Origin of the sequence: Bradyrhizobium sp., from assembly GCF_035309285.1 — a bacterium.
GTDB lineage: Bacteria > Pseudomonadota > Alphaproteobacteria > Rhizobiales > Xanthobacteraceae > Bradyrhizobium.
In genome coordinates this window covers 12133-25452 of the sequence record NZ_DATGFH010000008.1, presented here as the reverse complement: position 1 = coordinate 25452, position 13320 = coordinate 12133, and the positions used below count along the sequence as shown (strand labels likewise).

Genomic DNA, 13320 nt, shown 5'->3' with positions numbered 1-13320 from the left:
GATCGCCGGATCAAGCCCGAATAGAGCGCTGATCAGCCCGGTTCGCGGCTTGCTTTCCGCCGTTCCAGCAGCGCGATCGTGACGAGCGCAATACCGCCCAGAACCATATTGGCTCCCAACAAGAGCCCGGGAGCCCACAGCGCGGTATCTGGAAGGTCGAAGAACATCAGTCCGGCAAGTACGATATCGAACACGCCGCTTGCTCGAATCAATGCGCGATACCTCGGCAGATATCTGGAGCGCTCCAGCGGATAAGTCAGCTTGGCGGCGCCCAGGAAGGCAAAGCAAACAATGAGGATCACGGTGAGCGAGATAGCCGCGCTCCACGGCTTTACGAGCAACGCGATTCCTGCAAAGACCGCCATGATCGCGGGAAGAAGCAAGTAGGTAAATCCCATCGGCGGATACTGCCGAAAGCAGGCAATGATAGTCGCCATCCCGCCGAAGAAAAAGACCCAACCGAGCGCCGCAACGATGCCGAATGACATGAGTGGCGAGATGAAAAGTGCAAACACGCCAAACACAATGAGCGCAATTCCCTCGGTCAAGAGAATCGGCCAGTGCGATCTGGCCGCATGCTCGACTCCTTCGAGCAGCACTTCAGCTTCGTCGAGAAGATCGCCTAACTCTTTTCCCCTCTTGGACATGCTCGTCGACACGAGGCGCTCCGATGAAATCTGCCAATCGAAGAGCATTAAAGATCGCAGGTCGGACTCTTTCTTTGAGGTGGATCAAGACAATCCACAAACCTTGACGCCGAGGGGTTGCCTATGTCGACGGCCAAGCTCGGCGTTCGCCGAGTATCCCCTCGATGTAAATCGCGTTCACTGCGACAAGCAGGACGACAGCGAGCGGAGCCGCCAACAGCACGCCGACGGGGCCCAAGAGAAGGCCAAAAGCCACAGTCGCGAAGAGCGTGAGAACCGGCGGTAGTTCGACTGCCTCTGCCTGGACCAACGGATTGACGATGTTACCCTCCAGAAAGTGGATGCCGGCGTAGAGGGCAACGACATAGCCCATTAGGATCGGCCCCTGCATCGTGGCCATCAGGATCCCGGAGGCGGACGCCAGGATGGGGCCGACATACGGAACGAAGGCAAACATGCCGGCGATCAGGCCAAGTGCCACCGGCGCGCTGACGCCAAGCAACGCCAAACCGATTGCGGTCAGCGTGCCGACAACCGTCATCGTTATTGACTGGCCAATGAGCCAGCGCCTGAGCGTGGTTCCAAGGAGCTCGAGCATTTCGCTCGCGCCGGCCCGACGGGACGCCGGCACCAACCGCAACAGACCGTCAACATATCGAGTGGGCTGCGCCGCGAAATACAGCGCTGCAAATAGCAGAACGGCGATGTAAGCCACGGTCCGGACGACGGACCCAAACAATGCAGCAACGTAACCCGCAACTGGCGCGCCGGCGTTACCAAGATTGATGTCCTGCGCATGCCCGAGAAGCCATGCACCCCATGAACTCGATCCGAATTCACGGGCCAGCTGCGTGAGGCTTTGCGGCAGGTCCTTTGCGAGCAGGTTAAACTGTGATGCGATTTGCGAGCCAAACAGCCAGCCTATAGCGACAATGGATCCGAGAAGCGTGAACACGACCGGCACCACGGCCCAGGGCTCGGGCATTCCCGTCCGTCGGCTTAGCTCGTGAGCGAGGCCGCGCAACAACAAGGCCAGAAGAGCGGCCGCGAAAGCCAGCACCAGCACATCCGAAAGCTCCCAAACAGCAAAGCCCGCTACAGCGACAACGCACAGCACCAAAATGGCGCGCGCGAATGAGGGAGCAGTCGATTCGATCCCCTCCATGGCCTGACGCGCAACGACGATGTCCAGCTTTTCCATGCTCATTCCGAAAGCTGCGCAAATTCGCTAGCGACACATCAGGCCACAATAGAGGCTTTCCGCTTGATTCAGATCAACTTCGCCCGCTCTGGCCGGCCTATTCTTGCAATAGAGGTCGAGCCATGAAGAACGTAGCGAGCGATGACTATGGCCCTGTCGCCAAGACGTTGCATTGGATAACTGTCCTTCTCGTTGTCATTGCCTGGACGTTGGGCATGTTCGGCGAGGAATTTTCTGAAGAGTCGGCACAACAATCTGGATTGCTGACGCACATCTGGATCGGATTGGCGATACTGGTGATCGCAGTCGTGCGAATACCCTGGCGCATTGCAAATCCGCCGCCAAAGATCGTTCACACCGAGTTCGGCAGGTGGTTGGTCGAATGGACCGACCCGGCATCCCGGTTGATGCACTATCTCCTCTACGGATTGTTGGTCGTGGTACCTGCTTTCGGCATCTCGCTGCAGTTCGCGCAAGGTCATTCGCTGCCGCTATTTGGCTTAAGCGAAATTCCATCGCCTTGGCTCGCTGACAAAGCGTTTGCGCACAGCATCAAGGAAGTGCACGAGGTCCTGGCCAACGTTCTGGTAATCCAGGCGGTATTCCATATGACCGCCGCCCTCGTTCACCATTTTGTCTTTGGCGACAACACCCTGCGGCGCATGCTGCCATGGTTGCGCAAGCAGACGTGAAAGCCGTCGCATGGCATGACCGGAAGGACTCTATGATGATGAGCAAAGGATCGATCCTATCGACATCTCGAGCCGTTTTTTTGACCACGATCGTCGCGTTGATGCTCACCACATCGGAGACGCCGCTTGTCGCAGCGCCGGCGTTAAAGGTTATGTCGACAACTGCCGCATCGAGTCGCGCCACGGATTTCAGCGCAGCAGCCCGCCGCCACCGGCACTACCATCGACGGGGAAATGCGGCAGGGGCGGCTTTCGCGGGGATGGCGTTTGGAATGATCGCTGGCGCGATAGCGGCCCAACAACGACGTGAATACTATGAGCACTATGGCTACTACTATGGCCCCGGGTACTATTATGGATCCGGCTACTACTACGGCGGGCCATACTACTATGGTCGTCGATATTACTATCCGCCCTACTAGGCCGTAGTGAGAAATCGCCAATGGCTCGCGCTTCGCTTCCCGCTGCGGCCTCGGTCGGCGCTTAACTCATGTACTGACCGCCATTGATCGATAGCGTCGAGCCGGTGATGAAGCCGGCGTCATCGGCAGCGAGAAAGACGACGGCGCGTGCGATTTCCTCTGGCCGGCCGAGCCTACCGACCGGGATTTGCGGCAGGATGGCGCTGGCCATGACTTCGGGTGAAACCGCATCGAGCATCTCGGTGTGGGTGTAGCCGGGGCAGATCGCGTTGACGGTGATTCCCGCACGGGCATTTTCGAGCGCAAGCGCGCGTGTGAATCCAAGCTCACCCGCCTTTGCGGCGGCGTAGTTCGTCTGGCCGAACTGTCCTTTCTGGCCGTTGATCGACGAGATATTGATGATCCGGCCAAACCTGCGGGACCGCATGCCCTCGATCACGGGCCGGCACATGTTGAATAGCGCGTTGAGATCGGTGTTGACCACCATGTCCCACTGCTCCTTCGCCATCTTGTGCAGGGCGCTGTCGCGGACGATCCCGGCGTTGTTGACGAGGACGTCGATCGGCCCGAGCGCCGCCTCGACCTGCTTCACCCCCGTCGCGCAGGCGGCGAAGTCGCCGACATCCCATTGAAAGACGGGTATCGCGGTTTCGGCGTGAAAGGCGTCGGCGGCCTTGGTGTTTCCGGCAAACGTTACGGCAACTCGATAGCCCGCAGTTTGAAGAGCCCGCGCGATTGCGGCGCCGATACCCCGGATCCCGCCCGTAACCAATGCAACGCGTGCCATGCCAATCCCTTTCCTGGCTTCCTGACCTCTGCTTGCACGCATAACGAAACGAAGGCCGGCAGCCTTTGATGTGGGTCAAAGCGATTTGCAGCCTCACCTACGCGGAGCATGTCGCTGCGGACGAGTAGCGCGTCGCTCGCACATTCGCGCCAGCTACGCACGAAATCGCAGCAAGTTGAGCCAGGTCAAACGCCGCACATGCGGCAGTGCGAAAGTGCTATAGCTTTCGCAATTCAAGGCGTAGACGATGGACGTTCAAGACGAGCGACTCGACAAAAGCCAACAGCTCCTGAAAGAGTCGCCTTCGCTGGTGCCGTTCGAGCCCCCGCATCTCCCGCCAGCCCGCAGGACAGGATCCAGGCGGCGTCGATCACGATGGATCGCTGTCGCGCTTCTCATCCTGATGTCCTGCGCCGGTGGCGCTGGCTACTATGTCTGGAAGCAGGCTCATCCGCCGCTTCCTGTCGGCATCAGCCTGGGCAACGGCCGCATCGAAGCGGACGAGATCGATATTGATACCAAGTATGCCGGCCGTGTCGCCGAATTGCTGGTCGACATCGGCGACATGGTTTCGCCGGGTCAAGTTATGGCGCGGATGGATACCCGCGATATTCAGCAATCCCTCTCCAAGTCGGAAGCGCAAATCAGACAGGCGCAGCACTCGGTTGACGAGGCGCAGGCCAATCTCACGCTACAACAGACGCAGAAGACCCTCGCCGACCAGGAGATGAATCGCACCCGAGCGCTGCTGAAGAACGGCTGGACCACTCGGGAGATCGCAGACCAACGGCAACAGGTACTCGATGGCGCAGTGGCCGGACTCAATGCGGCGCAAGCCAGGGTTTTGGTCGCCCAGCACGCGCTGGAGGCCGCTCAACACGACGCCGGCTTTTACAAAGTCGAAATCGCGGACAACACGCTGATCGCGCCGAAGGCCGGTCGCGTTCAATATCGGCTGACCAACATCGGCGAGGTTCTCCCGGCGGGCGGCAAGGTGTTCACGATGCTGGATGTGTCCAATGTCTACATGGACGTCTATTTGCCCACGCTCGAAGCAGGCAAGGTCAAGGTCGGCACCGATGCGCGGATCGTTCTCGATGCCTATCCGGATCATCCGATCCCGGCAAAGGTTACCTTTGTCGCAAGCCAGGCGCAGTTCACGCCGAAGACCGTGGAGACGCAGACCGAGCGCGATAAGTTGATGTTCCGCATCCGCGCTCGCATCGATCAGAAGCGCCTGCGGGCACACGCAGATGCAGTCAGAAGCGGCTTGCCGGGAGTGGCTTATATCCGCTGGGATCCGGCAGTTGCCTGGCCCAACAATCTGCAAGGTGCGCCATGAGCGACAGCGACGACGCTGTCGCTGTCGTCACGGATCTCTCGCATGCCTACGGCTCCGTAGCGGCACTCGACCGCGTATCGGTCAGGCTGCCTGCAAGTCGCCTCGTTGGCGTGATCGGGCCTGACGGCGTCGGAAAATCCTCGCTGCTCGCCATCCTGGCTGGCTCCCGTCAGATCCAGCAGGGTGAAGTCCGTGTTCTCGGCGCCGATATTTCCGGTGCCGCGGCCCGTAAGTTGATATGTCCGCGGATCGCGTACATGCCGCAGGGGCTCGGCAAGAACCTCTATCCCGACCTGAGCGTCAAAGAGAATATCGAGTTTTTTGCCAGGCTGTTCGGCCAGTCGCGCGAGGAACGCGACTGGCGCATCAGGGAGCTTTTGGAAGGCACAGGGCTTGCGCCCTTCGCCGATCGGCCGGCCAAGAAGCTCTCCGGCGGCATGCGGCAGAAGCTCGGGCTCTGCTGTTCGCTGATCCATGATCCTGATCTGTTGATTCTTGACGAACCCACGACGGGCGTGGATCCGTTGTCACGCCGCCAGTTCTGGGACCTCATCGATCGGCTGCGCGCGCGCAAAGCTGGAATGAGTGTGATCGTTGCAACAGCCTACATGGAGGAAGCCGAACGTTTCGATTGGCTGATTGGCATGAACGACGGGAAAATTCTGGCCATGGGCTCGCCCGCCGACCTGAAGTCCCGGACCGGGACGCAGTCGATCGAAGACGCCTTCGTCACCCTGCTTCCACAGCGTAAGCGCTTTGCAGCGGTCAAGGCCACTTATCTTCCGCTCGACGGCGATGCCGAACATGTCATCGTCGCGAAGAATCTGACCTGTCGCTTCGGCGACTTCACGGCGGTCGACCGGGTGAGTTTCTCGATTCGTCGGGGGGAAATCTTCGGATTTGTCGGCTCGAATGGATCAGGCAAAACCACGACCATGAAGATGCTGACGGGCCTTTTACCTCCTTCGGAGGGCGAGGCGCTGATTTTCGGCGGGGCGCTGGAGGCCAGCGATCTCGAGGCGCGCCGGCGCGTCGGCTATATGTCGCAGTCTTTTTCTCTCTATGGCGAATTGACTGTCCGGCAGAACCTGTCACTGCACGCACGTCTGTTCCAGTTGCCTCACGCATTCGCAAACAAGCGGATCGCGGAACTGGTCGAAAAGTGTGATCTCGCCGACCATCTTGACGACCTCGCATCCGCGCTTCCTCTCGGAATCAGGCAGCGGCTGTCGCTCGCCGTCGCGGTGGTGCACAAGCCGGAGCTTCTGATCCTGGATGAGCCGACGTCCGGCGTCGATCCCCTGGCACGCGACCAATTCTGGGAGCTCCTGATCGACCTGTCGCGCAATCAAGGCATCACCATCTTCGTTTCCACGCATTTCATGAATGAAGCGGCTCGTTGTGATCGGCTGTCTCTCATGCACGAAGGACGTGTGCTTGCGACTGACGCGCCAGCCGGCCTCGTCGCGGCGAGGGGAGCCAGGAATCTGGAAGACGCCTTCATCAGATTCCTTGAGCAGGAGGCAACCGGCACAGTTCCGGCAATGACCCTCAACCAGGCGCAAGCAACCAGGCGTGGTCGGGATATGGCAGCGAGGGCGGCACCACGCAGCTCCTCGTTCAGCCTTCAGAGGCTCTTCGCCTACGCGATGCGCGAGGGTCTCGAATTGCTGCGCGATCCGATTCGGCTGATCTTCGCGCTCTTTGGAACCGCACTATTAATGATCGTTTTTGGATTCGGCATTTCGACCGATGTTAACAATCTTACCTTTGCCGTGCTCGACCGCGACCAGACGACCGAAAGCCGCGCCTATCTCGAGGAGCTGCGCGGCTCCCGCTATTTCGTGGAAAAGCCCCAACTCACCGACTATGCGGATCTCGATCGGCGGCTTAAGAACGCCGACATCAACGCCAGCATCGAGATCCCGCCGAACTTCGGCCTGGACATCAAGCGGGGACGCCCGGTCTGGGTCTCCGCATGGATCGATGGCGCCATGCCGTTCCGGGCGCAGACCATCCGGGGCTACCTGGAGGGCATGCATCAGCTCTATTTGAGTGACCCTGCCGTGAAGACGACGCAGCCGGCAGCGCCTCTCCCGGCCAACGTCGAGATCCGATTCAAATACAACCAGGATTTTGACAGCGTCTTCGCGATGGTGCCCTCGACTCTTGCAATGATGCTCGCTCTGTTTCCCGCGATCCTGATGGCGCTAGCCGTCGTGCGTGAAAAGGAACTCGGCTCGATTACCAACCTCTACGTCACTCCCGTGACGCGGCTTGAGTTTCTGGTCGGCAAGCAGCTTCCTTACGTCGCAGTCGCCATGATCAATTTCCTCATGATGTTCGCGATGGCGATCTTCGTGTTCGACGTGCCCTTGAAGGGCAGCTTCCTGGCCCTTCTCGCAGGCACCGTCATCTACGTCTTCACCACGACCGGCTATGGCATGGTGATTTCAACATTCTGCAAGTCCCAGATCGCAGCGCTGTTCGGCACGGCCATCCTCACCATCGTGCCGGCCCAGCAATTCTCCGGCATGATGACGCCGGTGTCTTCACTGTCGGGCACGGCCCAAATCATTGGTCTCTGTTTTCCGATGAGTTACTATCGCCCGATCAGTGTCGGTACCTTCACCAAGGGACTTGGATTCGCCGATCTCGGATCGAGCATCCTGACGCTCGTCGCATTCATTCCGGTGCTGATCTTGATCAGCCTGCTGCTGCTTCGCAAACAGGAGCGATAGTTTCGATGCGCTCACTGTCCAACATTTTCTGGCTCGGAACGAAGGAGCTGCGCAGCTTCTTCAGCGACTGGGTGCTGCTGGGCTTCGTGATCTATTCGTTTTCGCTTGCCGTGATCAGCCAGGCGCAGAGCAATTCGCAGGAACTCTATCATGCTTCGATCGGGGTGGTCGATGAGGATCACTCGGAGTTGTCACGGCGGATTACCCATGCGTTTCTCATGCCCTATTTCAAGGAGCCGGTTGCGATCGCGCAGTCCGATGTAGAGAAGCTGATGAATGCGGGAAAATACACCTTTGTCGTGGACATTCCGCCAAACTTCCAGCGCGACGTGCTGGCGGGGCATCGACCGGGTCTACAGATCAATGTCGATGCAACCGCGATGGTGCAGGCCGGATTGGGGTCGGGCTATGCGGAGCAGATCATCGACTCCGAAATCGCCCAATTCCAGTCGCGCGCGGAGCCCACGCCGTTGTCACCCGTGAATCTTGCGATCCGGATCGCGTTCAATCCAAACGTGATGACCGCCTGGTTTACCAGCGTCATGGGCATCATTTCGAGCGTCACCATGCTCGCAATCATCCTGGCCGGCGCCGCCCTGGTACGCGAGCGGGAGCACGGCACCATGGACCATCTGCTGGTGATGCCGCTCAGCCCGTTTGAGATTGCGATGTCGAAAATATGGGCCAATGGCTTCGTCATCGCCATCGCGGTTGGCCTGTCGCTCTACCTTGTCGTCAAGATGCTTCTGGAGATCCCGATTGCCGGATCAGTCCCCCTTTTCATGTTCGGCGCGGTGCTTTATCTGTTCTTCGCAACCGCCATCGGGCTGTTTCTGGGTACGATCGCACGATCCATGCCGCAGCTCGGCCTGCTCTATATGCTGGTTGCGGTCCCGATGAACATCCTGTCCGGCAACGCGACGCCGCTTGAGAGCATGCCGCGGTGGCTCGCCATCGCCATGCAAGCCTCGCCTTCCACTCACTTCGTTTCGTTCGCGCAGGCGATCCTGTACCGCGGCGCCGGCCTGGACGTAGTGTGGCCGCAATTCCTGGCCGTCGCCGCTATTGCTGCGCTGTTTCTATTCCTGTCGCTCATTCGGTTTCGGGGCGCGCTCAATTCGGCAACAACTTGACGATGTGCCGCGGATTGCTCGGCAAAGCATATAGCCGTTCGCATTCAGCGATCGCTTGAAGCGGCTGGCGAAGAAACTTCCGCAGGCGCGCCATCGCATCGCGGCGCGTCCTCAAGTGCAAGTTGAGGCCGCCTGAGTTGGATAGACAATGCTTTCTCAGCCGGACCAAACCGATTGGCTTTTGCGGGACAGCCTTCAAGCGTTCAGCCGGCTCAGTGCTGCGCGATTGCGGAATTGGATGCGACGCGAGGTTTCGAGCGCGATCACCCCGGACTGCACGAATTGCGTGAACGTGCGCGACACCGTCTCGATCGTCAGTCCCAGATAGTCGGCGATGTCCTGACGCGACATCGGCAGCTCGATCGCGGTGCCACTGGCGCAGCGGCTTGCCATCTCGAGCAGGAAGCCCGCGACGCGCTCCTCAGCGCTCTTGATCAGGACCAGGGAATGCTGCTGTACACGCTGCAGCTCGCGCACCGTCAATGTCCAGAGCTGCCTGGAGAGATCGCGTTCATGCTCGGCACGGGCCATCACGCTTGAGCGCTTGACGACCAGAACCTGGGAATCGCTGACCGCCTCGGCCGAGCTCAAATGCACGTCGCCCGCTTCCACCCCGAAGATATCGCCGGGGAGATAGAACGCGACGACCTGGCGGCGTCCGTCGTCCAGCATGCGGTAAGTGCGCACCGCTCCAGTCACGACCTGGTAGAGAAATTCAGCCGGCTCGTCCTCGCCGTAGACTTCCTCGTTGCGGCCAAACCGCATCGGCGCGCCCATCAGACCGAGCGGCGCCTCCAGCAGCGTGGCTGAACGGACCGGAGCGGACGGGCGGGAGAGCATCGGATGCTTGGCGGCTGCGGTAGCGGTGAGCATGGCAGAACTCCGGTTGGGATGTTTTCGTGCCCGGAAGTCTGCCTGTTTCCGAAAATTTCGAAATTCGGGTCGTTCCCCTAAGTAGAAACCCGTAGGCATCCGTAAACTTACGGAGCCTGGCGGAAGCCAGCGATCTCTTGAGCCAGGTCAAAGCACGACCGCGGCGATAGCCCGAGATTTGGATGAAGCAATCCAAAGCGGTTATGTCACCATGGCCTGGCTCAGCTCACTCTTGTCCCGTTTCACCTGCGCCTCCGAATGGCGCGAGATCGAGACAGCCCCGTTCGATCGCGAGCTCGAGCTCGCCGTCATCGACGGCGGCATCGGCGTGCTCCACTTTTGCGGCATCCGCCATGGCGACGGCTGGCTCGACGCGGAGACTTTGAGGCCCGTCGATGTAGCCGCGACGCACTGGCGATTTCGGCAACCGGATTTCTTCCCCATGAGTTGTTGCTGACGCCGCGTCCCCGCGATCAAAATGAAGGAGCAGGATCAGTGAAAAAGATGCTCGCGTTCCTCTTGGTGGAATCGCGGTTCCACCCGCGCCGCAAACCGATCGACTGGACACTGGTGCTCTGCTGGGCCGGCATCGCGATGGCGTTATGGATCCTGCTAGTTGTTCGATGAACGCTCTGGCTCGTCGTCGGCGATCGCACGCCAGGCCGCGCCGTCGAGATCGTCATACTGGCCGTTCTTCAGCGACCACATAAACCCCACTAATCCAACCGCCCCCAGCGCGATTGCGAGCGGAACGAGAAACACAAGGACCTCCATCAGACTACCTCCTTTGGAGGGATACGCGCGCGCAGCGCGTTGAGCATCACCAGAACTGACGAGCCGGACATTGCGGCGGCGGCAATCAGCGGGGTCACAAGTCCAACAATGGCGATCGGCACCGCGAGCGCGTTGTAAACCACCGCAAGCCAGAGATTCTGACGCATCAGCGCGCGCGCTTTACGGGAGATCGCGATCGCCGTGGTGACCGGAGCGAGCCGCTCGCCGAGAAACACGGCATCAGCCGCCGCCTGGCTCAGATGCGTCGCCGTGACCGGCGACATCGAGGCGTGGGCCGCCGCCAGCGCCGGTGCGTCGTTCAGACCATCGCCGACCATCAGGACCTTGAACCCCTGGCGCGTGAGCTCGTCGATCCGTGCGATCTTGTCAACCGGAGTCACCTCGGCGCGCCATTCGCATATGCCGAGCGACTGCGCCGCCGCCCGTACCGCCGGTTCGCGGTCGCCTGACACCACCTCAACCGAGATGCCCTGCTTGTGAAGCGCTGCGACGACGGCCGCGGCATCCAGGCGCAACCGCTGCCTGACCGCGAAGACATGACAGGCTGCGCCTTGCCTGAAGGCGACCACCGACGCCTCGGGATCGCGGCTCAGGATCGCGTTCGCCTGTTCATCGGCGCCACAATAAGAAGGCCGGCCGAGTCGGATCTGTTGCCCATCCAGCATGCCATGCACGCCCTGCCCCGGCATTTCCTCGATCCCCTGAAGCGGCGAGGTCGCCTTCGCCGCGCATGCGACGGCGGCCGCGACGGGATGGCGGCTCGACAACGCGACGCGACCGGCGAGCGCGAACACGTCGGCGGGAATCGACGCGGCATTGGCGACGTCAAGCTCGGGCAGGGTCAGCGTACCTGTCTTGTCAAAGATCACGCGATCGACCTCGGCCAGACGCTCGATCGCTTCCCCCGAATTGAGCAGCACGCCGGAGCCGAATAGCGCGCCCGACGCAATGGTCTGCACCGTGGGAATGGCAAGACCGAGCGCGCAAGGACAGGTGATGATGAGGACTGCGATCGCAGTCACGATGGAATCATGGAGAGTCGCGCCCGCGACAAGCCAACCCAGGAAGGTCAGAAACGCGGTCGCGTGCACGACCGGCGCATAGAGGCGCGCCGCGCGCTCGGCGAGGCGAATGTAGCGCGAGCGCGACTGCACGGCGTTGTCGAGCAGGCGCGAGATCTCCGCCAGAAGGGTTTGGTCCGAGGCAGCGGCGACGCGAACGCGCAACGTTCCGGACCGGATCAGCGTGCCGGCATAGACCGCGCTACCAGGTACAGCCGTCGCAGGCAACGTCTCCCCGGTAATCAGGCTCTGATCGATCTCGGACCGGCCGCTGATGACGTTACCATCGACCGCGCACCGCTCGCCGGGACGCAGCAACACAATATCGCCGGGCTCGATCGCGGCGACCGGGACGGTGCGCACCTCGTCGGCGGCGACGAATTTCGTCGCCGTCTCGCCCTTCAGCGCTGCGAGATTGCCGGCAAAGGCGCGGGTGCGGCGCCGCATGTTCTGGTCGAGATAGCGGCCCGCCAGCAGGAAGGCTATCAGCATAATCGCAGCGTCGAAATAGGCGTGATCGGCGTGTGAGGCGGTCTCGACCAGCGACATGCCGAGCGCCAGCGCAATCCCGATCGAGATCGGCACGTCCATGTTGACGCTCCGCGCGCGCAGCGCGGCAAAAGCGGACGCGAAGAACGGCTGCGCCGAATAAGCCGCGGCTGGTAGCACGATCAGCGCCGACAACCAGTGGAAGAAATCGCGCTGCTCCGGCAGCATGTTGTTGACGTTGCCAGACCAGACCGGGATGGACAGCATCATCACGTTCATGGCGGCAAAGGCCGCCACACCAAGTCGCCGAAGAAGCGACCTTGCGCGCTCGGCCTCCCGCGTCTCTGCATCGGGCCGCTCGAATGGGTAGGCCTTGTAGCCGAGCTCGGCGAGGCGATCGACGAATATGCCCGGATCGATCGCGCCCTCCTTCCACTCCAGCGCCAGGCGGCGATCGGTCAGGTTAACCCGCGCCGATGTCACGTCCGGGATCTTTGCGAGATTTCGCTCGATCCTGGCCATGCAGCCGGCACAACTGATCCCCTCGACCGCGAGATCGAGATGCACGAGGCCAGCGCCTGCGCTTTTCAGATAGTGTGAAAAATCGAGCGTCGAGGCCATGGCGCCCAGCCGGTCAGTTCAGCACGATGCGATTGCGCGACAGGAACATACGCTTGCCCGCCCTGTCGGCTTCGATCACCAGCTCCCACTGCCCGGGAGCCACGCCGCGCGCGATACCGTGATAGCTTCCGCCCGCGCCTTCTGCGATGTCGAAGGCCTGATCGGCGCGCCGGTCCGTCGGCCGCTCAAGGCGTCCGAGCAGGGAGAGCCCGGCAAGCGGGGATCCGTCTGGCGCTTTCGCCAGGACATCAAGAGCTGCCGTGCCGTCGGCGTGACGCTCGATATGTGCGTCGACCTTCCAGTTGCGTCTGGACTGATCGCGCGCAGCCGCGATCTCCTTGTCGTAGGCGAGGCCCTCGCTATAGGGGTTATCGACATCGGTACCGGGAAGGGTCGAGACCGCAAGCCGCGCCATGGTTGCGTTAACGCCGATCACAATGCCGAAGAATGCAATCAGCATGACGAGAACCTTGCCCCCGGTGAGCCGCCATTCGGAATTGCGCCTTGGCATGATCG

The 13320-nt window shown here is 61.0% G+C and carries 14 protein-coding genes; 7 read left to right on the top strand and 7 right to left on the bottom strand.

All coding sequences use genetic code 11. The annotated features are described in order from the left end of the window. Window positions 1-32: 32 nt before the first annotated feature. A complete protein-coding gene (locus VKR55_RS02770) occupies window positions 33-659 on the bottom strand; it encodes an HdeD family acid-resistance protein (RefSeq protein WP_324399431.1) in 627 nt (208 codons plus the stop codon). A 109-nt stretch (window positions 660-768) separates the two neighbouring features. Then, the gene (locus tag VKR55_RS02765; RefSeq protein WP_324399429.1) at window positions 769-1848 is read right to left on the bottom strand and encodes an AI-2E family transporter; all 1080 of its coding nucleotides are present in this window, start codon (window positions 1846-1848) and stop codon (window positions 769-771) included. A 122-nt stretch (window positions 1849-1970) separates the two neighbouring features. On the opposite strand from VKR55_RS02765, the gene VKR55_RS02760 reads away from it, so the two are divergent. Together VKR55_RS02760 and VKR55_RS02755 are read left to right on the top strand one after the other, a co-directional pair. Further along, window positions 1971-2540, top strand: a complete 570-nt coding sequence (locus VKR55_RS02760; protein ID WP_324399427.1) for a cytochrome b — start codon at window positions 1971-1973, stop codon at window positions 2538-2540. After that, entirely contained in the window at window positions 2519-2962 is a 444-nt protein-coding gene (locus tag VKR55_RS02755; protein ID WP_324399425.1) for a hypothetical protein, read from the top strand. Before VKR55_RS02760 ends, VKR55_RS02755 begins: the two co-directional genes overlap by 22 nt. Before the next feature lie 61 nt (window positions 2963-3023). Here the strand turns inward: VKR55_RS02755 and phbB are convergent, their stop codons facing one another. Continuing rightward, window positions 3024-3749: an acetoacetyl-CoA reductase gene (gene phbB, locus VKR55_RS02750; protein ID WP_324399423.1), complete on the bottom strand. Its 726-nt coding sequence runs from the start codon at window positions 3747-3749 to the stop codon at window positions 3024-3026. Window positions 3750-3996: 247 nt separating this feature from the next. Here phbB and VKR55_RS02745 point away from each other — a divergent pair, with 247 nt between their 5' ends. From VKR55_RS02745 to VKR55_RS02735, 3 genes are read left to right on the top strand one after another with little or no spacing between them, the layout of a single operon-like run. Beyond that, window positions 3997-5091: an HlyD family secretion protein gene (locus VKR55_RS02745; protein WP_324399421.1), complete on the top strand. Its 1095-nt coding sequence runs from the start codon at window positions 3997-3999 to the stop codon at window positions 5089-5091. Then, the gene (gene rbbA / locus VKR55_RS02740) at window positions 5088-7832 is read left to right on the top strand and encodes a ribosome-associated ATPase/putative transporter RbbA (RefSeq protein WP_324399419.1); all 2745 of its coding nucleotides are present in this window, start codon (window positions 5088-5090) and stop codon (window positions 7830-7832) included. The genes VKR55_RS02745 and rbbA overlap by 4 nt, the downstream gene beginning before the upstream one ends. A gap of 5 nt (window positions 7833-7837) precedes the next feature. Beyond that, window positions 7838-8965, top strand: coding sequence for an ABC transporter permease (locus VKR55_RS02735; protein ID WP_324399417.1), 1128 nt, complete (start codon window positions 7838-7840; stop codon window positions 8963-8965). 195 nt (window positions 8966-9160) lie between these two features. Here VKR55_RS02735 and VKR55_RS02730 read toward each other — a convergent pair whose 3' ends face one another. Continuing rightward, window positions 9161-9838 carry a helix-turn-helix domain-containing protein gene (locus VKR55_RS02730; RefSeq protein WP_324399415.1) on the bottom strand — a complete coding sequence of 226 codons (678 nt, stop codon included), beginning with the start codon at window positions 9836-9838 and terminating at the stop codon, window positions 9161-9163. Window positions 9839-10049: 211 nt separating this feature from the next. On the opposite strand from VKR55_RS02730, the gene VKR55_RS02725 reads away from it, so the two are divergent. Both VKR55_RS02725 and VKR55_RS02720 read left to right on the top strand, forming a co-directional pair. Beyond that, window positions 10050-10295, top strand: a complete 246-nt coding sequence (locus VKR55_RS02725; RefSeq protein ID WP_324399413.1) for a hypothetical protein — start codon at window positions 10050-10052, stop codon at window positions 10293-10295. Between the two features lie 38 nt (window positions 10296-10333). Further along, window positions 10334-10465 carry a hypothetical protein gene (locus VKR55_RS02720; RefSeq protein ID WP_324399411.1) on the top strand — a complete coding sequence of 44 codons (132 nt, stop codon included), beginning with the start codon at window positions 10334-10336 and terminating at the stop codon, window positions 10463-10465. Here the strand turns inward: VKR55_RS02720 and ccoS are convergent. From ccoS to VKR55_RS02705, 3 genes are read right to left on the bottom strand one after another with little or no spacing between them, the layout of a single operon-like run. Beyond that, window positions 10451-10612, bottom strand: a complete 162-nt coding sequence (gene ccoS, locus VKR55_RS02715) for a cbb3-type cytochrome oxidase assembly protein CcoS (RefSeq protein ID WP_324399409.1) — start codon at window positions 10610-10612, stop codon at window positions 10451-10453. The two genes, VKR55_RS02720 and ccoS, sit on opposite strands and share 15 nt — an antisense overlap. Beyond that, window positions 10612-12804, bottom strand: a complete 2193-nt coding sequence (locus tag VKR55_RS02710) for a heavy metal translocating P-type ATPase (protein ID WP_324399406.1) — start codon at window positions 12802-12804, stop codon at window positions 10612-10614. Before VKR55_RS02710 ends, ccoS begins: the two co-directional genes overlap by 1 nt. A gap of 13 nt (window positions 12805-12817) precedes the next feature. Further along, entirely contained in the window at window positions 12818-13315 is a 498-nt protein-coding gene (locus tag VKR55_RS02705) for a FixH family protein (protein WP_324399405.1), read from the bottom strand. Window positions 13316-13320: the final 5 nt, after the last annotated feature.

Excerpts from the sequence above, each read along its gene's own strand:
- VKR55_RS02765 (WP_324399429.1), bottom strand. The coding sequence starts at position 1,848 with ATGGAAAAGCTGGACATCGTCGTTGCGCGTCAGGCCATGGAGGGGATC.
- VKR55_RS02760 (WP_324399427.1), top strand. The coding sequence starts at position 1,971 with ATGAAGAACGTAGCGAGCGATGACTATGGCCCTGTCGCCAAGACGTTG.
- VKR55_RS02755 (WP_324399425.1), top strand. The coding sequence starts at position 2,519 with ATGGTTGCGCAAGCAGACGTGAAAGCCGTCGCATGGCATGACCGGAAG.
- phbB (WP_324399423.1), bottom strand. The coding sequence starts at position 3,749 with ATGGCACGCGTTGCATTGGTTACGGGCGGGATCCGGGGTATCGGCGCC.
- VKR55_RS02745 (WP_324399421.1), top strand. The coding sequence starts at position 3,997 with ATGGACGTTCAAGACGAGCGACTCGACAAAAGCCAACAGCTCCTGAAA.
- rbbA (WP_324399419.1), top strand. The coding sequence starts at position 5,088 with ATGAGCGACAGCGACGACGCTGTCGCTGTCGTCACGGATCTCTCGCAT.
- VKR55_RS02735 (WP_324399417.1), top strand. The coding sequence starts at position 7,838 with ATGCGCTCACTGTCCAACATTTTCTGGCTCGGAACGAAGGAGCTGCGC.
- VKR55_RS02730 (WP_324399415.1), bottom strand. The coding sequence starts at position 9,838 with ATGCTCACCGCTACCGCAGCCGCCAAGCATCCGATGCTCTCCCGCCCG.
- VKR55_RS02725 (WP_324399413.1), top strand. The coding sequence starts at position 10,050 with ATGGCCTGGCTCAGCTCACTCTTGTCCCGTTTCACCTGCGCCTCCGAA.
- ccoS (WP_324399409.1), bottom strand. The coding sequence starts at position 10,612 with ATGGAGGTCCTTGTGTTTCTCGTTCCGCTCGCAATCGCGCTGGGGGCG.
- VKR55_RS02710 (WP_324399406.1), bottom strand. The coding sequence starts at position 12,804 with ATGGCCTCGACGCTCGATTTTTCACACTATCTGAAAAGCGCAGGCGCT.
- VKR55_RS02705 (WP_324399405.1), bottom strand. The coding sequence starts at position 13,315 with ATGCCAAGGCGCAATTCCGAATGGCGGCTCACCGGGGGCAAGGTTCTC.